18 protein-coding genes are annotated in these 19,668 nt (G+C 67.9%); 12 read left to right on the top strand and 6 right to left on the bottom strand.

Annotation, left to right across the window (positions count from 1 at the left end; translation table 11 throughout):
* Positions 1–3 precede the first annotated feature (3 nt).
* The 11 genes from ACQY78_RS20080 (at position 4) to trxA (ending at position 12,656) form a co-directional block, all read left to right on the top strand.
* The gene (locus ACQY78_RS20080; RefSeq protein ID WP_428677967.1) at positions 4–459 is read left to right on the top strand and encodes an HPr kinase/phosphorylase; all 456 of its coding nucleotides are present in this window, start codon (positions 4–6) and stop codon (positions 457–459) included.
* Positions 456–1,412 carry an RNase adapter RapZ gene (gene rapZ, locus ACQY78_RS20075; protein WP_428677965.1) on the top strand — a complete coding sequence of 319 codons (957 nt, stop codon included), beginning with the start codon at positions 456–458 and terminating at the stop codon, positions 1,410–1,412. Before ACQY78_RS20080 ends, rapZ begins: the two co-directional genes overlap by 4 nt.
* Before the next feature lie 9 nt (positions 1,413–1,421).
* Positions 1,422–1,826, top strand: coding sequence for a PTS sugar transporter subunit IIA (locus ACQY78_RS20070; protein WP_295132495.1), 405 nt, complete (start codon positions 1,422–1,424; stop codon positions 1,824–1,826).
* Complete coding sequence (locus tag ACQY78_RS20065; RefSeq protein ID WP_428677964.1) at positions 1,823–2,134, top strand: HPr family phosphocarrier protein; 312 nt, start codon at positions 1,823–1,825, stop codon at positions 2,132–2,134. Before ACQY78_RS20070 ends, ACQY78_RS20065 begins: the two co-directional genes overlap by 4 nt.
* Positions 2,135–2,290: 156 nt before the next feature.
* The gene (ahcY, locus tag ACQY78_RS20060) at positions 2,291–3,682 is read left to right on the top strand and encodes an adenosylhomocysteinase (RefSeq protein ID WP_422033817.1); all 1,392 of its coding nucleotides are present in this window, start codon (positions 2,291–2,293) and stop codon (positions 3,680–3,682) included.
* A 39-nt stretch (positions 3,683–3,721) separates the two neighbouring features.
* Positions 3,722–4,165, top strand: a complete 444-nt coding sequence (tsaE, locus tag ACQY78_RS20055) for a tRNA (adenosine(37)-N6)-threonylcarbamoyltransferase complex ATPase subunit type 1 TsaE (RefSeq protein WP_428677961.1) — start codon at positions 3,722–3,724, stop codon at positions 4,163–4,165.
* Entirely contained in the window at positions 4,152–5,159 is a 1,008-nt protein-coding gene (locus ACQY78_RS20050) for an aminoglycoside phosphotransferase family protein (RefSeq protein WP_428677959.1), read from the top strand. The genes tsaE and ACQY78_RS20050 overlap by 14 nt, the downstream gene beginning before the upstream one ends.
* The gene (locus ACQY78_RS20045; protein WP_428677957.1) at positions 5,156–5,848 is read left to right on the top strand and encodes a nucleotidyltransferase family protein; all 693 of its coding nucleotides are present in this window, start codon (positions 5,156–5,158) and stop codon (positions 5,846–5,848) included. Before ACQY78_RS20050 ends, ACQY78_RS20045 begins: the two co-directional genes overlap by 4 nt.
* The gene (gene addB / locus ACQY78_RS20040; RefSeq protein WP_428677955.1) at positions 5,845–8,793 is read left to right on the top strand and encodes a double-strand break repair protein AddB; all 2,949 of its coding nucleotides are present in this window, start codon (positions 5,845–5,847) and stop codon (positions 8,791–8,793) included. The genes ACQY78_RS20045 and addB overlap by 4 nt, the downstream gene beginning before the upstream one ends.
* Positions 8,790–12,251: a double-strand break repair helicase AddA gene (addA, locus tag ACQY78_RS20035; RefSeq protein WP_428677953.1), complete on the top strand. Its 3,462-nt coding sequence runs from the start codon at positions 8,790–8,792 to the stop codon at positions 12,249–12,251. Before addB ends, addA begins: the two co-directional genes overlap by 4 nt.
* Before the next feature lie 87 nt (positions 12,252–12,338).
* Entirely contained in the window at positions 12,339–12,656 is a 318-nt protein-coding gene (gene trxA / locus ACQY78_RS20030) for a thioredoxin (protein WP_295132524.1), read from the top strand.
* A 12-nt stretch (positions 12,657–12,668) separates the two neighbouring features.
* Here the strand turns inward: trxA and ACQY78_RS20025 are convergent, their stop codons facing one another.
* Genes ACQY78_RS20025 through ACQY78_RS20015 form a run of 3 tightly spaced genes read right to left on the bottom strand, consistent with a single transcriptional unit; the run spans position 12,669 to position 16,141 of the window.
* Positions 12,669–13,967 (bottom strand): bifunctional folylpolyglutamate synthase/dihydrofolate synthase, encoded by a 1,299-nt coding sequence (locus tag ACQY78_RS20025; RefSeq protein WP_428677951.1) that lies wholly within the window; start codon positions 13,965–13,967, stop codon positions 12,669–12,671.
* A gap of 1 nt (position 13,968) precedes the next feature.
* Positions 13,969–14,859: an acetyl-CoA carboxylase, carboxyltransferase subunit beta gene (accD, locus tag ACQY78_RS20020; RefSeq protein WP_428677949.1), complete on the bottom strand. Its 891-nt coding sequence runs from the start codon at positions 14,857–14,859 to the stop codon at positions 13,969–13,971.
* A gap of 37 nt (positions 14,860–14,896) precedes the next feature.
* Entirely contained in the window at positions 14,897–16,141 is a 1,245-nt protein-coding gene (locus ACQY78_RS20015) for a D-alanyl-D-alanine carboxypeptidase family protein (protein ID WP_428677948.1), read from the bottom strand.
* A gap of 53 nt (positions 16,142–16,194) precedes the next feature.
* Between ACQY78_RS20015 and ACQY78_RS20010 the strand changes: the two genes are divergently transcribed.
* Complete coding sequence (locus ACQY78_RS20010) at positions 16,195–16,833, top strand: MBL fold metallo-hydrolase (RefSeq protein ID WP_428677946.1); 639 nt, start codon at positions 16,195–16,197, stop codon at positions 16,831–16,833.
* 140 nt (positions 16,834–16,973) lie between these two features.
* Here the strand turns inward: ACQY78_RS20010 and trpA are convergent, their stop codons facing one another.
* The 3 genes from trpA to ACQY78_RS19995 are packed head-to-tail and all read right to left on the bottom strand — an operon-like array spanning position 16,974 to position 19,658.
* Positions 16,974–17,807 carry a tryptophan synthase subunit alpha gene (gene trpA / locus ACQY78_RS20005; RefSeq protein WP_428677944.1) on the bottom strand — a complete coding sequence of 278 codons (834 nt, stop codon included), beginning with the start codon at positions 17,805–17,807 and terminating at the stop codon, positions 16,974–16,976.
* Between the two features lie 2 nt (positions 17,808–17,809).
* A complete protein-coding gene (trpB, locus tag ACQY78_RS20000) occupies positions 17,810–19,024 on the bottom strand; it encodes a tryptophan synthase subunit beta (protein WP_428677942.1) in 1,215 nt (404 codons plus the stop codon).
* 58 nt (positions 19,025–19,082) lie between these two features.
* The gene (locus tag ACQY78_RS19995) at positions 19,083–19,658 is read right to left on the bottom strand and encodes a RidA family protein (RefSeq protein WP_428677940.1); all 576 of its coding nucleotides are present in this window, start codon (positions 19,656–19,658) and stop codon (positions 19,083–19,085) included.
* Positions 19,659–19,668: the final 10 nt, after the last annotated feature.

Here is a 19,668-nt window from a genome sequence, read left to right as displayed (position 1 = left end):
TGAGTGGCAATCCGGGTCACGACCTTCGTCCATGCGACCTGCGTCGCTTTGCCGGCCGGCAGGAGCTGGCGCGGCATCCTGCTGCGCGGGCCATCGGGCGCCGGCAAATCCGACCTGGCGCTTCGTCTCGTCGAGGCAGGCGGGCGGCTGGTGGCCGACGATCAGACGGCGCTGGTCCGGCAGGGCCACAGCCTAATCGCCACGCCGCCTGCCACGCTTGCAGGCCTGCTGGAAGTGCGCGGCGTCGGCATCGCGAAGCTCGGCCGCGCCCAGCTTCTCGCTCGGGCGACGATCGCCCTGCTGGTGGATCTCGTGCCGCCGGACCACATCGAACGCCTGCCCGATCGGGTGCGCGAGACCCTGCTGGACGTCGATCTGCCGGTGCTGGCGCTGACACCCTTCGAGGCTTCCGCCCCGACGAAGTTGCGCCTTGCCCTCGCGCGAAACACGGCGGCATGATCCGGCGCGCGCCGCTCATGCCAGACAATCCCAGTCCTTCCGCTTCCGATACCACAGACGGCACACGCCGGCCGTTCGTCGTGGTCACCGGCCTGTCCGGCGCCGGCCGGGGGACCGCCCTGAATGTCCTAGACGACCTGGGTTATGTCGCCGTCGACAATGTTCCGCTGCCGCTGCTCGACGACCTGATGCGGTCGACCGGCGGCGAAGCGGGCGCAAGTGCCCAGCCCCTGGCCCTCGGCATCGACACCCGCACCTTCGGCTTCGACGCGCGCGAACTGGCTGCCCGCATCCACGAGCTGCGGAACCGTCCCGGCCTTGCCGCGAGGCTCCTCTTTCTCGAGGCCGACACCGAGACACTGCAACGGCGCTACACCGAAACGCGTCGTCCCCATCCGCTGGCGCCCGATCGTCCCGTGGCCGACGGCATCAGTGAGGAGCGCCGGCAGATCGGCTGGATGGGTGACGTGGCCGACCTCACCATCGACACCACGTCGCTGTCGCCGCACCGTCTGAAGCAGATCCTGACCGGGCACTTCGGTCTCGGCCGCACGGCCGGCACGCGCATTTCCGTGATGTCGTTCTCGTTTCGTCGCGGCCTGCCGCGCGAGGCCGACCTGGTGTTCGACGTCCGCTTCCTGAAGAACCCGCATTACAATGCCGCCCTGAAGCCGCTCACGGGTCGCGACCCGGCCGTCGCGGCCTTCATCGCAACCGATCCCGACTACCGCCCGTTCGTGGACAGGTTGCAGGCCCTGATCGGGCCGCTGCTGCCCCGGTTCGATGCGGAGGGCAAGAGCTATCTGACCATCGCCGTCGGCTGCACCGGCGGCAAGCACCGGTCGGTCGCCCTTGCCGAGGAGCTTGCAGACTGGTTGCGAAGCGTCGGCCGCTCCGTCACTCTCTCCCACCGGGACGTCGCGGCGGCCGGGGAGGCCGATGGCGCAGGGTAGAGCGAACGCATGATTGGTATCGTACTCGTGACTCACGGCAATCTGGCGCAGGAATTCAAAGCCGCGCTGGAGCATGTGGTCGGACCGCAGCAATGCATGTCGACCGTCTGCATAGGTGCCGACGACGACATGGAAAAACGCCGCGGCGAAATTCTGGAGAGGGTCCGGGCCTGTGAAACCGGCGAGGGCGTCATCGTCCTCACCGACATGTTCGGCGGTACCCCCTCCAACTTGGCGATCTCCATCATGGAGCAGGCCCGGGTCGAGGTGCTGGCCGGCGTCAATCTGCCGATGCTGGTGAAGCTCGCCAGTGTCCGCACACGGCCGATCGCGGAGGCGGTGCGCATGGCGCAGGAGGCCGGCCGCAAATACATCACCGTCGCCTCGCGTATCCTGGCCAAGGAAGCCTCGTGAGCGACATCGCCGCGAATTCGAGCGCGGAAGCCGGCATCGGCACCCTGAAGCGCAGCCTCGCCATCGCCAACAAGCGTGGCCTGCATGCCCGCGCCGCCGCCAAGTTCGTGCGTACCGCCGGCCAGTTCGACGCGATCATCCGTGTTTCCTACAAGGGTCAGGAAGTCTCGGGCTTGTCGATCATGGGCCTCATGATGCTGGCCGCCGGCATCGGCAGCTCGATCGAGGTGGCCTGTTCGGGCAAGCAGGCCAAGGACGCGATGACGGCGATCTCCGCGCTGGTTGAAGGCAAATTCGGCGAAGATTGATCGATTTGCGGCCGCGTATAAAGGCGCGCGCATACCGACATAAATTCTTGCTTATATGTTGATCCGGCGCGTTGAGGCGGTCCCGGACCGCTGTTATGACACGCCCGCTTTCCACAATTTTCCGCCTGCCGACGCCGGCACACCAAGGAGCGCCACATGGCCGACTACATCGTCAAGGATATCGGGCTCGCCGACTGGGGTCGCAAGGAACTCGACATGGCCGAGACCGAGATGCCGGGCCTGATGTCGATCCGCAAGGAATACGGCCCGAAGAAGCCGCTGAAGGGCGCGCGCATCGCCGGCTCGCTGCACATGACCATCCAGACGGGCGTGCTGATCGAGACGCTGAAGGCGCTGGGCGCCGACGTGCGCTGGGCCTCGTGCAACATCTACTCGACGCAGGACCATGCCGCCGCGGCGATCGCCAAGGCCGGCACGCCGGTCTTCGCCATCAAGGGCGAGAGCCTCGAGGAATACTGGGATTACACCCACAAGATCTTCGAGTGGCATGACGGCGGCGAGCCGAACATGATCCTCGACGACGGTGGCGACGCCACCCTGCTGGTACATCTCGGCGCCCGCGCAGAGAAGGACCCCTCGCTGGTCGCCAACCCGACCAACGAGGAAGAGGAAGTCCTCTACAAGGCGATCCTCAAGACCAACAAGGAGAAGCCCGGCTGGTACGCCAAGCTCGGCGCCTCGATCAAGGGCGTCACCGAGGAGACGACCACGGGCGTCCATCGCCTCTACAACATGGCGAAGGAAGGCAAGCTCCTGTGGCCGGCCATCAACGTCAACGACTCGGTGACCAAGTCGAAGTTCGACAATCTCTACGGCTGCCGTGAATCGCTGGTCGACGGCATCCGCCGCGGCACCGACGTCATGATGTCGGGCAAGGTCGCGATGGTCGCGGGCTTCGGCGACGTGGGCAAGGGCTCGGCCGCCTCGCTGCGCCAGGCCGGCTGCCGCGTGATGGTCTCCGAAGTCGATCCGATCTGCGCCCTGCAGGCGGCGATGGAAGGCTACGAGGTCGTCACCATGGAAGAAGCGGCCCCCAAGGCCGACATCTTCGTGACCGCCACCGGCAACGTCGACGTGCTGACGCTCGAGCACATGAAGGCGATGAAGCACCGCGCCATCATCTGCAACATCGGCCACTTCGACAGCGAGATCCAGATCGCCTCCTTGCGTAACTTCAAGTGGCACAACGTGAAGCCGCAGGTCGACGAGGTCGAATTCGCCGACGGCAAGCGCATCATCGTTCTGTCGGAAGGTCGCCTGGTGAACCTGGGCAACGCCACCGGTCATCCGAGCTTCGTGATGTCGGCTTCCTTCTCGAACCAGACGCTGGCCCAGATCGAGCTGTGGACCAATCCCGGCAAGTACGAGAAGCAGGTCTACACGCTGCCGAAGTTCCTCGACGAGAAGGTCGCGGCACTCCACCTCGAGAAGGTCGGCGCCAAGCTGACCAAACTCCGCCCCGACCAGGCCAAGTATATCGGCGTGCCCGAGACCGGCCCGTTCAAGGGCGACCTCTACCGGTACTAATCGCCCACAGGGGCGCATGCTAAAAGTCGGCATCGAAAGATGCCGACTTTTTCTTTGCCCCTTCCCGATGAGGCCGCGACCGAGCGGCTGGGCGCAGTTCTGGCCGCCCGCCTGAGGCCGCGCGACGTCGTGGCGCTGGAGGGCAGCCTCGGCGCCGGCAAGACGACCCTCGCGCGCGCCCTGCTGCGCGCCGCCGCCGGCGATCCGGCGTTGATCGTGCCCAGCCCCACCTTCACGCTGGTCGAAGTCTACGAAACCCGCCGCGGCAGTTTCTGGCATTTCGACCTCTATCGCCTGGAAGAGCCCGAACAGGTCTTCGAACTGGGCTGGGAAGAGGCGCGCATCGACGGCGTGGTCCTGGTCGAATGGGCCGAGCGGCTGGGCCCGCTGCTGCCGCGCGAGCGGCTCACCGTCAGCCTGTCGGTCGAGGGCGACGGCCGACGCGCAATCCTGGAAGGAGACTCCCGCTTTGGCGAAATCTGAACGCGACCAGCTGCGTGCCGAGTTCGTGAGCCGCGCCGGCTGGGGCGATGCCGGCGAACGGCTGCTGGCGGGTGACGCCTCGTTCCGCAAATATTTCCGCCTGAGCCGGCCGCGCGGATCGGCGGTCGTCATGGACGCCCCGCCGCCGCAGGAAGACGTGCGGCCCTTCGTGCAGATCGGCAAACACCTGATCGCACTCGGCCTCAGCGCACCGGAGATCCTCGCCGAGGATGCCGACAACGGTTTCCTGCTGCTGGAGGATTTCGGCGACGACACCTATGCGCGCGTGCTGGCGGCGGGCGGCGACGAGGGCGAGCTCTACGGCCGGGCGACCGACGTGCTGGTCCAGATCCATCGCGCCGGCGAGCGCAGCCTGCTGCCTGGCCTCGGCGCCTATGCGGGCGACGCGCTGATCGAGGCCGCGATGCTGCTGCCGGAATGGTACCTGTCGGAAGCGACCGGCACGCCCACGCCGCCCGAGGAAATCGCGCGCTACGTCGCGGCGTGGCGCGAATGCCTGGCCGCGCTTCCCACCACGGGCGAGACGCTGCTGCTGCGCGACTATCATCAGGATAATCTCCTGTGGCTGCCGGCGCGGGCGGGCGTGAAGGCCTGCGGCCTGCTCGACTTCCAGGACGCCCAGCGCGGCCATCCTTCCTACGATCTCGTATCGCTGATCGAGGATGCACGCCGCGACGTGGCGCCCGCCGTCCATGCCGCCTGCCTCGACCGCTATGTCGGAGAGGCGGGGATTGCCGACGCGGCCGGCTTCCGGACCGGCTTCGCCCTGATGGCCGCGCAACGCCACGCCCGCATCATCGGGCTGTTCGTTCGCCTGCTGCGGCGTGACGGCAAGCCCGACTATCTGCGCCACCTGCCGCGCGTCTGGCGCATGTTCGAGCGCGCCCTGCAGCATGAGGCGCTGTCGCCGCTGCGCGCCTGGGTCGACCGCACCCTGCCGCCGGAGCTGCGGCGCATCGGCGCAACGCCGTGATCCGCAGCGGGATGATCCTGGCGGCGGGCCGCGGCGAGCGCATGCGGCCCCTCACCGATTCGACGCCCAAGCCGCTGATCCCCGTGGCCGGCCGCTCGATGCTGGAGCGGGCGATGGATCGCCTGCAGCGCAACGGCGTGCAGAACATCGTCGTGAACGTCCACCATCTCGGCAACCAGATCGCCGACCGGCTGCGCGGCCAGGCCCGCATCCTCCACGAGGACCGGCTGCTCGAAACCGGCGGCAGCGTCCGCAATGCGCTGCCCCTGCTGGGCAACGCGCCGTTCTTCGTGCTGAACGGCGACGGGCTGTGGCGCGACGGGCCGGAGTCGATGCTGGGACGCCTCGCCGCCGCCTGGAATCCCGAACGCATGGACGCGCTGCTGTTGCTTCATCCGCGCGCCACCGCTTTCGGCTGCGAGGAGAAGGATCGTGGCGACTACTATCTCGAGCCCGATGGCCGCGTCCGCCATCGCGGCACGGCCGAGACGGCACCCTACATGTTCGCCAGCGTCTCCGTCTGCGATTCGCGCCTGTTCAACGGCTCGCCCGAGGGCCCCTTCTCGCTCCTGAAGCTGTGGAACCGCGCCGAACAGGCGGGTCGACTGCATGGCCTCGTGCATGACGGCGACTGGTTCCACATCGGCACGCCATCGGCGCTCGCCGAGGCGGAACGCGTGCTGGGATGAAAGGCGTCTTCACCATCGCCACGGAGCGCCGTTTCGCCGACGAGCTGGCGCGTGTGGTGCTGGCCGAGCATGGCGGTGATCCGCTGGCCCTTGCCGATGTGCTGATCCTCGTGCCGACGCGGCGCTCCGTGCGCGCCCTGCGCGAAGCCTTCCTGCGCGCCGCCGACGGCACGCCCACGATCCTGCCGCGCATGGCGCCGCTGGGCGATGTAGACGACGGCGAATGGGAGATCGCCTCGGGCGACGGCGATGCGCTCACCCTGCCGCCCGCGATCGATCCCGCCGAGCGCGAGGCGCTGCTGACGCAGCTCGTGGCGGCCTTCACCGACGACCAGGGTCATCCCATCGCGCAATCGGCCGCGCAGGCGCTGAAACTCGCGCGCGAACTCGGCCGCCTGCTCGACGAGCTTGCCATCGAAGGCGTGTCGTTCTCACAACTCGAAGGGCTGGTCGAAGGCAACTTCGCGAGCCACTGGCAGCGCACGCTGAAGTTCCTCGCCATCGTGGGTGAACACTGGCCGCAAATGCTGGCCGGGCGCGGACAGATCGATGCCATCGAGCGGCGCACGCGGGCCATCCGCAACCAGGCCGCCCGCTGGCGCGCCCAGCCGCCCGGAACGCCCGTGATCGCAGCGGGCTCGACCGGCTCGCAACCGGCGACGCGCGACCTCCTCGCAGCGATCGCCGAACTGCCGCAGGGCGCGGTCGTTCTGCCGGGCCTCGATCGTGACATGGACGAGGCGAGCTGGAACGCCCTCGATCCGTCGCATCCGCAATATGGCCTGCGTGAACTGCTGGCCGCGCTGGACCGCGCACGCGCCGACGTCCAGGAATGGCCCGGCGCCGCGATCGATTCTGCCCGCCACTTCCTCATCACCGAGTTGATGCGGCCGGCGGAGACCAGCGATGCCTGGGTCAGGCCGGAACTCGCCTCGCTGGAGCACGTGACCCGCGCCGATTGCGCCACGCCGCATCAGGAAGCGCTGGTCGTCGCGCTGGCGCTCCGCAGCGTTCTCGACACGCCGTCGCGCACCGCCGCGCTGGTGACGCCCGACCGAGAGTTGGCGCGGCGCGTCACCGCCGAACTGAAGCGCTGGCAGATCGACATCGACGATTCCGCCGGGACGCCGCTCGCCGACACGCCATCCGTGGCGCTGCTGCATGCGCTGATCGCGGCGGTCGATGCGGGCTTTGCGCCGGTCGAGTTGCTGGCGCTGCTCAAGCACCCTCTCTGCACCCTGGACCTCGACCGCGCCTTCGTGCTCGACGCGACGCGGCGTCTCGACCGCAAGTGCCTGCGCGGCCTCAAGCCCGCGCCGGGCCTGGCATCGATCCGCGCCCGCGTGGACGAATCGAAATTCGGCGATCCCGCCGACCGCGCTGCCCTCAAGACGCTGCTCGACCGGCTCGACGAGGCGGCCGGGCCGCTCGTCGAGCTGATGCACGGCAACGCCGAGCCCGATGCCCTGCTTGCCGCCACGATCGCCGCGGCGGAGAAAATCGCGCCGCCCGAGACGCTGTGGTCGGGTGAAACCGGCAGCGCGCTGGCCGACGTGCTGGGACGGCTGCGCACAGCCTGGGCGAACCGGCCCGCGATCGCCTCGGGCGAATGGCCCGGCCTGTTCGCCGCGATGCTGGAACCGGAGACGATCCGCCCGTCCTTCGGACGTCACCCGCGCCTGTCGATCTGGGGACCGCTCGAGGCCCGCCTGCAACGCGCCGACCTTCTGGTGCTCGGCGGCCTCAACGAAGGCACCTGGCCGCCGGCCGTCGAGACCGGCCCGTGGATCAACCGCCCGATGCGCGCCGAACTCGGCCTGCAGCAGCCCGAGCGCCGGATCGGCCTCTCGGCGCACGATTTCGTGGCCGCCCTCGGCGCCGAACGGGTGTTGCTGACGCGTGCCGAACGCGAGGGTGGCGCGCCCACCGTTCCGTCGCGCTGGCTGGCGCGCCTCGATGCGCTGTTCGGGTACGACCCGGGCGGCAACGCGCCGGTGCCGGAGTATATCCAGCGCGGCCGGCGCAGCTTCGTCGCCTGGGCCGAGGCGATCGACCGGCCCGACACCTATGAGCCGTGGCCGCGGCCCGAGCCGCGACCGCCAGTCGAGGCGCGGCCGACACGGCTCTCGGTCTCGAGCATCGAGCAGTGGCGGCGCGATCCCTACGGTCTCTACGCGCGGCGCATCCTCGATCTGAAGGCGCTGAAATCGCTGGAAGAAGAACTGGGCGCAGCCGATCGCGGCAACGCCCTGCACGACGCGCTCGACGAGTTCATGCGGGCGCATCCCTCCGGCGTGCTGCCGCCCGACGCCGTGCGGGAATTCGAGACGATGGGTGAGAGACATCTCCGTGATCTGCTGACGGCGCCGGCAGAACGCGCCTTCTGGTGGCCGCGCTTCCAGCGCCTCGCGCGCTGGTTCGTCGCCCAGGAAAACACGCGCCGTGCCACCGGCGCCAGGTTGCTGGACAGCGAGACGGAGGGTGCAATCACCGTCGGACCGGCTGCGCGACCGCTCCGCATCGAGGCGCGGGCCGACCGGGTCGACGAGCTGGAGCGCGGGGCCTGGGAAATCATCGACTACAAGACCGGCCGCGTACCGACCAAGGACGAACTCGAGGCCTTGTTCGCGCCGCAGCTCCTTCTCGAAGCGGCAATGGCCGAGCGCGGCGGCTTCGAGAAGATCGACGGCAAGGCGAAGACGGTACGCCTCTCCTACTGGCAGGCCAACGGCCTCGGCGACGGCGGCAAGGTGTCCGAGATCAAGGACAGCGACAGTCTGGTGACGGAGATGATCGCGCTGGTCGAGCGGATGGCCCATCACTTCGCCAAGCCGGACACTCCCTATCCCGCGCTGCCCTGGCCGGCCTACGGCCCCTATTTCAACGACTATGCCCATCTCGAGCGGATCGCCGAATGGTCGACGGCGGGAGGCAGCGAGGAATGAGCGACGTACTCGACGCCATCGCCCTTGCGACCGAAGCGCAGCGGCGCGCCACGACACCCGATCATTCGGCCTGGGTCGTGGCCAATGCCGGCACGGGCAAGACGAAGGTCCTCACCGACCGCGTGACCCGGCTGTTGCTCGACGGCGTCAAGCCCGAACGCATCCTCTGCCTCACCTTCACCAAGGCGGCGGCCGCCGAAATGCGCAACCGCCTCGCCCACCAGCTTGGCCGCTGGGCACTGGCCGACGAAGCGAAGCTCGACGACGCCATCACCCGGCTGATCGACAAGGCGCCCGATCCAGCGCAGCGCGTCGTGGCACGCCGCCTGTTCGCGCGCGTGCTCGATGCGCCGGGCGGCATCAACATCCTGACCATCCATGCTTTCTGCCAGGCGCTGCTCAAGCGTTTCCCGCTCGAGGCGGGCGTCGCGCCGGGCTTCGACATTCTCGACGAAGCCGAGGCGCAGACAATCCTGCGTCGCGTTCAGGACGAGCAGATGGAAGCCCTGGCGCGCAGCGACGCGCCGCCTGCGCTGGCCGCCGCCCTCGCCAGCGTTGCCGCCAAGGTCTCGATCGCCGAATACGCGGAGCTGATGACGCGGCTGCTGAGCGAGCGCGCCTGGCTGCTGGCGCATGTCGTCGATGAAGCCGGTCTCGCGAAGCTGGGTGCACGGCTGCGCAGGCAGCTGAAATGCGAAGGCGCGGTGCCGCTCGACGAAGCCGCCCTGCGCGAGGCGGCCCGGGCGTTGATCGAGGCCGGCGGCAAGACCGACGCGCCGAACGGCCAGAAGATCGCGACCTGGCTGGCCGACGACCGCAACGATCTCAGTCCCGCCTATCGCGGCGTGTTCTTCACCAGCGAAGGACAGCCGCGCAAGACGCTGGCGACCAAGGCGGCGCAGAAGCGCCTGCCCGGCATCGTCGACATTCTCGAGGCCGAGGCCGATCGTCTGGAATGCGCGCGAGGGCAGGCGCTGGTCGAACTGACCCAGGCCCTGCTGCGGCTCGGCCTCGACGTCGCCGACCGCTACACGCGCGCCAAGCGCCGCCGCGCCGTGCTCGACTACGACGACCTGATCGTGGCGACGCGCCGCCTGTTGGAGACCGCGGAAAGCGCCGCCTGGGTGCTCTTCAAGCTCGACGGCGGCATCGATCATGTACTGGTCGACGAGGCGCAGGACACCAATCCCGACCAGTGGGAAGTGATCCGCCGTCTCACTGAGGAGTTCTTCGTGGGCGAGGGCGCGGTCGGGCGCAGCCGCACCATCTTCGCCGTCGGCGACACCAAGCAGTCGATCTTCGGTTTCCAGCGCGCAGACCCGCGCAAGCTCGAAGAGATGCGCCAGTGGTTCGACGAGCGCAGCCGCATCGCCGACCGGATGTTCGTGCCGGTCGGTCTGAACGTCTCGTTCCGCTCGACACCGGCCGTGCTCGATGCCGTCGACTGGGTGTTCGGCGAGACCGACACCGCGCGCGGCGTCGGCGAGGCCGGCAAGGTCCGGCACGTGCCCAGCCGCAAGAACGAGCCGGGACGGGTCGAGCTCTGGCCGCTGGTCGGCGGCAGCGACGACGAGGTCGACACCACGGATGTCGAGCGCATCGGCAGTGGCGCGGCCCAGGGGTTGCCGCACGAACGGCTGGCGCGATTGATCGCCGCGCACGCCAAGCAGTTGATCGGCACCGAGCGCCGCGCGCGCGACGGCGAGAAACTGCATGCCGGCCACTTCATGGTGCTGGTGAGACGGCGCAACGATTTCGTGAGCGCGCTGGTACGGGCGTTGAAGCGCGAGGGCGTCGAGGTCGCGGGCGTCGACCGTCTGAACCTCGGCCAGGAACTCGCGATTCAGGACCTGCTGGCGATGGCGCGCTTCGTCCTGTTGCCGCAGGACGATCTCAATCTCGCGGCCCTGCTGAAGTCGCCGCTGGTCGGGCTCGACGAGGACCAGCTCTTCAGCCTGGCCTGGAAGCGCCCCGGCCATCTGTGGCGCGCGTTGCGCGAGCGCGCGGCCGAGGCGCCGTTTGCCGCGGCTTACGCGACCCTGGCCGACTGGCTCCGGCGCGCCGACTACGACACGCCGTTCGACTTCTTCGCCCGCGCGCTCGGCCCGCAGGGCGGCCGGCGGCGGCTGCTGGAGCGGCTCGGCCGCGAGGCCTCCGATCCAATCGACGAGCTGCTGGCGCGGGCGCTGCAATACCAGGGGATCGAAGGCGGTTCGCTGCAGGGTTTCCTGCGCTGGTTCGAGACGGGGGGCGGCGAGATCAAGCGCGACCTCGACCAGAACCGGCGGCGTGAGCTGCGCATCCTGACCGTGCATGCCTCGAAGGGCCTGCAGGCGCCGATCGTCTACCTGCCCGACACGACCAGGGTGCCGCAGAACCGCGAGCGTCTGCTGGCCGGCACTGACGACGAAGCCCGGCTCTGGCTGCCGCGCACCGACGACGCCAACGAGGCTGCGCGCACCTGGCGGGGTGAGATCCACGGCCGCGCCCTGGAGGAGCAGAACCGGCTCCTGTACGTCGCCATGACGCGGGCCGAGGACCGGCTCTATGTCGGCGGCTGGACCGGCACCCGCAAGGCCGATCGCGGCTGCTGGTACGAGCGGATCGAAGCCGGCCTGCGCGCCAGCACCGAGGCCGCGATGCCGGACGACGCGCCGCCCCGCGTCCGCGCCGTCGCCAAGACCTTCGACTTTATGCCGCTTCTGCCGGACGAGGGCTGGTCGGGCGACGGCTTCGAACTCGCGAACGAAGGCCATATCGTCGAGGCCGAGCAGCCCGAGCTGCCGATCGCCGACGAGGCGCCGCTGCCCCACTGGTGGACCGAGCCCGCGCCGGGCGAACCCGATCCGCCGACCCCCCTCGCGCCCTCGCAGCCTCTGCCGGACGAGGCCGCTGGCGGGCCACGGGCCTACAGTCCACTGATCGCCGACGATCCCCGGCGCTGGCAGCGCGGCCTGCTGTTGCACGATCTGCTGCGCCATCTCCCCGGCCTGCCGCCGGCGGAGCGGGCCGACGCCGCCCGCCGGTACCTCGCGCAGCCGGCGCACGGGCTCTCGTCGCAGGACATCGAGCAATGGGGCGGCGAAGCGCTTTCCGTCACCGAAGCGCCGGCGCATGCCGCGCTGTTCGCTCCGGGATCGCGCGCGGAAGTGCCTTTGATCGGTACCCTTCTGACGCCGCGCGGCACCTTCACAGTCAGCGGCCAGGTCGACCGGCTGGCCGTGTCGGACACGGAAGTCCTGATCGTCGACTACAAGACCAACCGGCCCCCGCCGGACTCGGCCGAGGGCGTGGCGCTGGTCTATCGCCGCCAGCTCGCGCTCTATCGCGCCCTGCTCCAGCGCATTTATCCCGGCCGGAGGGTGCGAGCCTTCCTACTCTGGACGGCGGCCCCCCGGCTCATGGAGATCGCCGAAGAAACCCTAGATAAATCAATGCCTTATGCCACCGCATCTTGACTCGGGGGGCGTGCGTTCCTAGCTTCTGGGCCAAGGGCGGCGCCGGTCCCATCGACCGGCCTGTAAGTGTTTTTGGGAGAACCCGCGATGACCGTTAAAGCAACCGATGCTTCCTTCGAAGAGGAAGTCCTGAAGTCCGACACGCCCGTCCTCGTCGACTTCTGGGCCGAGTGGTGCGGCCCCTGCCGCATGATCGGTCCCTCGCTCGAGGACATCTCCAAGGAGATGGACGGCAAGCTCAAGGTCGTGAAGATCAACATCGACGAGAACCCGATGGCCCCGACGCGCTACGGCGTGCGGTCGATCCCGACCCTGCTGCTGTTCAAGAACGGCCAGGTCGCCGCCACCAAGATCGGCGCCGAGCCGAAGCAGAAGCTGGTGAGCTGGATCAACACCGTCGTTTGATCCGATCCAGGCTCAGCCGTTGCGGACGAGGACCTCGCCCGCAAGGTAGAGCGAGCCGCAGATGAGAATGCGCATCGGCGCGGGCTGGGTGGCCATAAGGTCTTCCAGTGCCGCGCCGATGTCGTTTGCGGGCGCGCACTCGAGCCCGACATCGGCCGCCCGCGCGCAGGCTTCCTGCGGGGTGTAGGCGGCGTGACCTTCGGGAAACGGTACCGCACGCGCCGCAGTGGCATGGGGCGCCAGCGGCCGCAGGAAGCCCGAAGCGTCCTTCGTCGTCTGCATGGCGAAGACGAGATAAAGCGGCAGCGGCGCCGGCTCCCTCGCCCACTCCGCCGCCATGCGGCCGAGCACGATACCGCAATCCTCGTTGTGGCCGCCGTCGAGCCAGAGTTCGCAACCCACCGGCAGCGAACTCGGCAGCGGTCCCTTGGTGAGACGTTGCAGGCGCGCCGGCCATTCCACAGATGCGAGACCCTTGCGGATCGCGGCATCGCCGATGTCGAGCCGCGCCGCCCGCAGGCGCTCGATGCAGGCGACGGCGGTCGCGGCGTTGTCGATCTGGTGTGCCCCCGCCAGCGCAGGATTGGGAAGGTCGAGCGTCAGGAGATCGCTTTCGTAGCGAAAGCCTGAGTCCTTTGGCATCACCTGCCATTCGCGGCCCATGCGGAACAGGGGTGCCGCGAGCTTGGCCGCCTCGGTCTCGATCACCTGCGCACTCACATCGCGCTGACGACCGATCACGCCCGGGGTCGCGCGCTTCAGGATGCCCGCCTTCTCCCAGGCGATGCCTTCGAGCTTGTCGCCCATGAAGCCGGTATGGTCATAGCCGACCGGCGTGATGGCCGAAAGGATGGGATCGATCACGTTGGTGGCGTCGAAGCGGCCGCCCATACCGACCTCGATGATGCCTAGGTCGGCCGGCACGCGCGAGAAAGCCAAATAGGCCAGCGCCGTCGTGATCTCGAAAAAGGCGATCGGGGTCTCGCCATTCGCCTCCTCGCATTCGGTCAGCATCGAGTCGAGCAGATCGTCCTCGATCAACTGGCCGGCGATACGAATGCGCTCGTTGAAGCGCACGAGATGTGGCGAGGTGTAGACATGGACGCGATATCCCGCGGCTTCGGCCATGGCGCGCAGATAGGCGACCAGCGAGCCCTTGCCGTTGGTGCCGGCGACATGGATCAGCGGCGGCAGCTTCTTTTCCGGCGATCCCAGGCGCTGCAGCAGGCGCTCGATGCGCTCCAGCCCGAGGGTGATGACCCTCGGATGATGGCTCATCAGGCGTTGAACGATCGGATCGTTCGCGGTCACGTCAGCGACCGGTCTCCGCGAGGGCGCGGCTCTCGACGACTAGCGGATCCATGAACAGGGAGACCATGCGGATCAGGGTCTCGCGCAGCTTGTGACGGTGGACGACGGCATCGACCATGCCGTGCTCCAGCAGATACTCCGAACGTTGAAAACCCTCGGGCAGCTCCTGGCGGATCGTGTCCTGGATCACGCGCGGGCCGGCGAAGCCGATGATGGCGTCGGGCTCGGCGATGTGGACGTCGCCCAGCATGGCGAACGAAGCCGAGACGCCGCCGGTGGTCGGATCGGTCAGCACCACGATATAGGGCAGCCCCGCCTGCTTGACCTTGCGCACCGCGATCGTCGTGCGCGTGAGCTGCATCAGCGAGAGGATGCCTTCCTGCATGCGCGCGCCGCCCGAGGCCGAGAAGATGATCAGCGGCGCCCCGCGGGCGACGGCGAGGTCGGCGGCCATGACCAGCCCCTCGCCCACGGCGGTGCCCATCGAGCCGCCCATGAAGCCGAAGTCGAGCAGCGCCACGACGGACAGGCGGCTGCCCATCAGGCCGCTCGCCACGACCAGCGCATCGGTCGTGCCCTCGGCCTTGGCCTGGGCCTCCTTCAGGCGCGCGTCATAGCGCTTGGTGTCGCGAAACTTGAGCGGATCGGCATTCACCCGCGGCAGCGGATGCAGCTCGTACTTGCCCTCGTCGAACAGGAACGGCAGCCGCTTCATCGGACGCAGCCGCATGTGATGGCCGCAGTGACTGCAGACCTCCTGGTTGGCCTCCCAGTCGCGCGTGAACAGCATCTGTTCGCACTTGGGGCACTTCACCCAGAGATTGTCCGGCACTTCCTTGCGGGCGACCAGCGCGCGCAACTTGGGGCGGACGAAATTGGTCAGCCAGTTCATGGGCGCGGTATGCCACGAATGAGCGGATGGGCCAAGGTCAGCGCCAGAACCCGCTATAGGGGGCCGAGAAGTCCGAAGGTTTCTTCACGACGCAGAAGGATTTCCGGGCCTGGTATTCGGCGCACAGTCTCTGCGCCGTCGCCGGCTCGAGGTCGGCGATAATAGCGGCCTGTTTCGTCACTTTGTTGGAGGTGACAGGCAGGATGTACTCCTTGCCGGGGTGCGACACGCCCATGGCCATCAGGCTCGCCTGTCCGGCATCGAACACATTCTTCGCCGTTCGCCAGTCGCCGAAGGTGCCGAGCCAGACCGCATCGCCCGGCATGTCGTAGCGGATGCCGCCGCATTCGCCGTAGGGCAAGACCGTCACCGGGCCGCCCTCGCCGTTGCGCAGCTGCCAGACCTTCTGGCGGTTGCCGCCGGTCTTGAGCGCATAGGCCTCGTCGAACAGGCGAACCAGGAATTCGTCGCGCAGGTCGCCGCGGCGGAAGCCGAAGGCTACGGCGACCAGCCGCCTTCCGTCGCGCACCGCGCTGCCCACGATGTTGAATCCCGAGGCGCAGATGAAGCCGGTCTTGAAGCCGTCGGCATAGGGCGAATAGAGATCGAGGAACTTGATGCCCGGCCCGATCAGCTGGTTGCCCAGCATGAACTCCTTGGTGCGGAAGTAGCCGTAGTACTGCGGGAAGTCCTTGATGATCGCGAGGGCGAGGATGGCCATGTCGCGCGCGGTCGTGGTCTGTGCCGGATCCGGCAGTCCGTTGGCGTTGCGGAAGGTCGTGGCCGTCATACCCAGCCGCTGCGCCGTCTCGGTCATGCGCTGGCCGAAGGCCGGCTCCGAGCCCGAGAGGCGCTCGCCGAAAGCCGTCGCCACGTCGTTTGCCGACCGTGCGACCAGCGCCTGTATCCCCTGCTCGACCGTGATGGTCCGACCCTGCGCCAAGCCCAAGTGGGAAGACGGCTTGGTGCGGGCATTCTCCGTGAACGAAAGCGTTGCGTTGAGTTGGAGGCGCCCGGCCTTGAGTTCCTCGAAGACGATATAGAGCGTCATCATCTTGGTGAGCGACGCGGGATACCAGAGCGTTCCGGCATTGCGGTCCAGCAGGGCCTCGCCGGTCGCCACGTCGACCACGACATACGGGCCCGCCGGAACGGGTCCGGAGGGCGAGGCCACGGGGGCGATCTGGGCCCGCGCCGGGACCAACGACAGGGCAAACAAGCCCAAAATGCACAGCAGAAGACGCACGTTCATTGCCATCGATGCCGGAGGGGTCGGCAGCATACGCCCTTCCAACCGCCCGCGGGAGGCATTAGATCGGAGAGATGCTCAAGGTCATGATCGCTCCCGTCACCCCGTTTCAGCAGAACTGCTCCATCGTCTGGTGCGACGAGACCATGGAGGGAACCGCCGTCGATCCGGGCGGCGACTTCGACATGCTCAAGCAGGCGATCGACCAGCAGGGCATCAAGGTCACCAAGGTGCTGCTGACCCACGGCCATGTCGACCATGCCTCGGCCGCCGGCACCATGGCCGAGCACTACGGCGTCAAGATCGAGGGACCGCACGAGGACGACCTGTTCCTGATCGAGGGCCTGCCGGACTCGGGCAAGAAGTACAATTTCCCCGTCTACAAGCCGTTCGTGCCCGACCGCTGGCTGACCCATGGCGAGACGGTGAGCCTCGGCAATGCGACCTTCGACGTGGTGCACTGCCCCGGCCATACGCCGGGCCATGTCGTGTTCGTGAACAAGCCCGCAAAGGTGGCGTTCGTGGGAGACGTGCTGTTCCGGGGTTCGATCGGCCGCACGGATTTCCCGCGCGGCAATCACGATCAGCTCCTCGATTCGATCCGCCATCGCCTGTGGCCGTTCGGCGACGACATCACCTTCGTCCCCGGCCACGGCCAGACCTCGACCTTCGGCTGGGAACGCAAGACCAACCCGTACGTCGCGGACCTGAACTTCGAAGATTGAGAGGCAACCTCATGCTGAGGAGGCTGCGCAGTAGCCGTCTCGAAGCATGGACACGCGCACCGCGCCTGTAGCCCATCCTTCGAGACGCGCCCTGCGGGCGCTCCTCAGGATGAGGTCAAAAGTTAGCTTGCCGGGAAGACTTAAGCCTTGCGCACGCCCCTGACGCCGTCGGCGAGCGCCTTGATGTAGGCGAAGACGCCCGGCACGAGGTCGGGCTTGGCCTTGCCGTGGTCGTCCAGGCCGGCCTTCACGCGCTCGACGATGGCGGAGCCCACGACCGCGGCATCGGCGTGACGGGCGATGGCCGCAGCCTGATCGGGCGTGCGGATACCGAAGCCCACGCCGATCGGCAATTCGGTGTGACGCTTGATGCGCTCGACATGGGTGCGCACGGCTTCCTCAGTCGCCGAACTGGTGCCGGTGATACCGAGCACGGAGACGAAATAGACGAAACCTGACGAGTACTTCAGCACCGCCGGCAGGCGCTCGTCGTTGGTGGTGGGGGCCGTCAACAGCACGGTGTCGATGCCGGCCGCGACCGCATAGGGCTTCAGTTCGTCGGCCTCTTCCGGCGGCAGGTCGACCAGGATGAACCCGTCGACGCCGGCGGCGGCGGCATCCTTGCAGAAGCGCTCGGGGCCGCGCTGGTAGACGAGATTGTAGTAGCCCATCAGCAGGATCGGCGTGTCGTTGTCGCCGGTTTCCTTGCGAAAGCGACGCACCATGTCGAAGGTCGCATCGACGGTGATACCGGCCTTCAGCGCACGTTGACCCGCGAGCTGGATCGACGGGCCGTCGGCCATGGGGTCGGTGAAGGGCATGCCGAGTTCGATGAGATCGGCGCCGGCCGCCGGCAGGCCCTTCAGGATCTGGTAGCTGACGTCCAGGTTGGGATCGCCGGCTGTGACGTAGGTGACGAGACCGGCACGTTTGTCGGCCTTGAGTCGGGCGAAGCGCTTGGCGATGCGGCTCATGGTCAGATCTTCATCCCCAGGCGTTCGGCTACGGCAAAGACATCCTTGTCGCCGCGTCCGCAGAGATTCATCACCAGCAGATTGTCCTTCGGCAAGGTGGGCGCGAGCTTGATCACATGCCCCAGAGCGTGGGCCGGCTCGAGCGCCGGGATGATCCCCTCCAGCTTGCACAGCATCTGGAAGGCCGCGAGTGCCTCATCGTCGGTGGCCGACACGTACTCGATGCGGCCCATCTCCTTCAGCCAGGAATGCTCGGGCCCGATGCCGGGGTAATCGAGGCCGGCGGAGATCGAATGCGCCTCGGTGATCTGGCCTTCCTTGTCCTGCAGGAGGTAAGTGCGGTTGCCATGCAGCACGCCCGGGCGCCCCCCCGTGAGCGACGCGGCATGCTCACCGGTCTCCACACCCTTGCCGCCCGCCTCGACGCCGACGAGGCGCACGCCCTTGTCGTCGAGGAACGGATGGAACAGACCCATCGCATTCGAGCCGCCGCCGATGCACGCCACCAGAGTGTCGGGCAGACGGCCCTCGGCCTTCATCATCTGCACGCGCGTCTCGTTGCCGATGACGCACTGGAAGTCGCGCACCATCGCCGGATAGGGATGCGGGCCCGCCACGGTGCCGATGCAGTAGAACGTATTCTCGCAGGTCGCGACCCAGTCGCGCAGCGCCTCGTTCATGGCGTCCTTGAGCGTGGCCGATCCCGCCGTCACGGCGCGCACCTCGGCGCCCAGCATGTTCATGCGCACGACGTTGGGCGCCTGACGTTCGACGTCCACGGCCCCCATGAAGACCACGCAGGGAATATCGAACAACGCGCAGGCGGTGGCGGTGGCGACGCCGTGCTGGCCGGCGCCGGTCTCGGCAATGACCCGCGTCTTGCCCATGCGCTTGGCCATCAGAACCTGGCCCAGCACGTTGTTGATCTTGTGGCTGCCCGTGTGGTTCAGCTCATCCCGCTTGAAGTAGATTTTTGCGCCGCCCAGCTTCTCGGTCAGGCGCTTGGCGAAATAGAGCGGGCTGGGGCGACCGGCATAGTGCTCCAGCAGATAGTCGAGCTCGTTCTGGAACGACGGATCGGCCTTGGCCTCGTTGTAGGCCTTCTCCAGGTCGAGAATCAGCGGCATCAGTGTCTCGGCGACGTAGCGGCCGCCGAAAATGCCGAAGTGCCCACGCTCGTCAGGGCCGGTGCGGAAACTGTTGGGTGCGCTGGGCATTGCTCTTCCTATCGGGACGGGCCGGATTAGCAGTCCCGGCGGGGGTCGGTCAAAAGCCCTAGTTTTTCTTCTTCTTGGCCGCTTTCGCCTTGGGCGCCGCCTTCGGGGCGGGCGCAGCCTTGCGCCTGGCAGCGGCCGGCTTGGCCGCAACGGCGGGCGCCGGGGGCGGCGCGTCGTCCTCGAGCTCGACGATCACCTCGATCTCGACCGGGATGCCGCGCGGCAGCGAGCCCATGCCGACCGCAGAGCGGGCATGGCGGCCCTTCTCGCCGAACACCTCGACGAAGAGATCCGAGCAGCCGTTGATCACTTCCGGATGGCTGCCGTATTCCGACGTGGCGTTGACCATACCCAGCACCTTGACGATGCGCTTCACGCGATCGAGATCGCCCAGCTCGGCCTTGAGGGCGCCGAGAATGCTGAGACCGGTGTCGCGTGCGAGGCGATTGGCCTGCTCGAGCGAGAAATCACGTCCCACCTTGCCCACGGGCAGCGGCTTGCCGGGCAGGCCCGGCCCCTTGCCGGCCATGTAGAGCAGGTTGCCGGTACGCACGGCATTGACGTAGCTTCCCATCGGCGTGGTCGCCTCGGGAAGCTCGATGCGGAGCTCCTTCAGCCGCTCTTCGACTTTCATGCCCTCTGCT

Origin of the sequence: Reyranella sp. (assembly GCF_965279625.1) — a bacterium.
GTDB lineage: Bacteria > Pseudomonadota > Alphaproteobacteria > Reyranellales > Reyranellaceae > Reyranella.
This window is presented reverse-complemented; position numbering and strand designations above follow the sequence as displayed.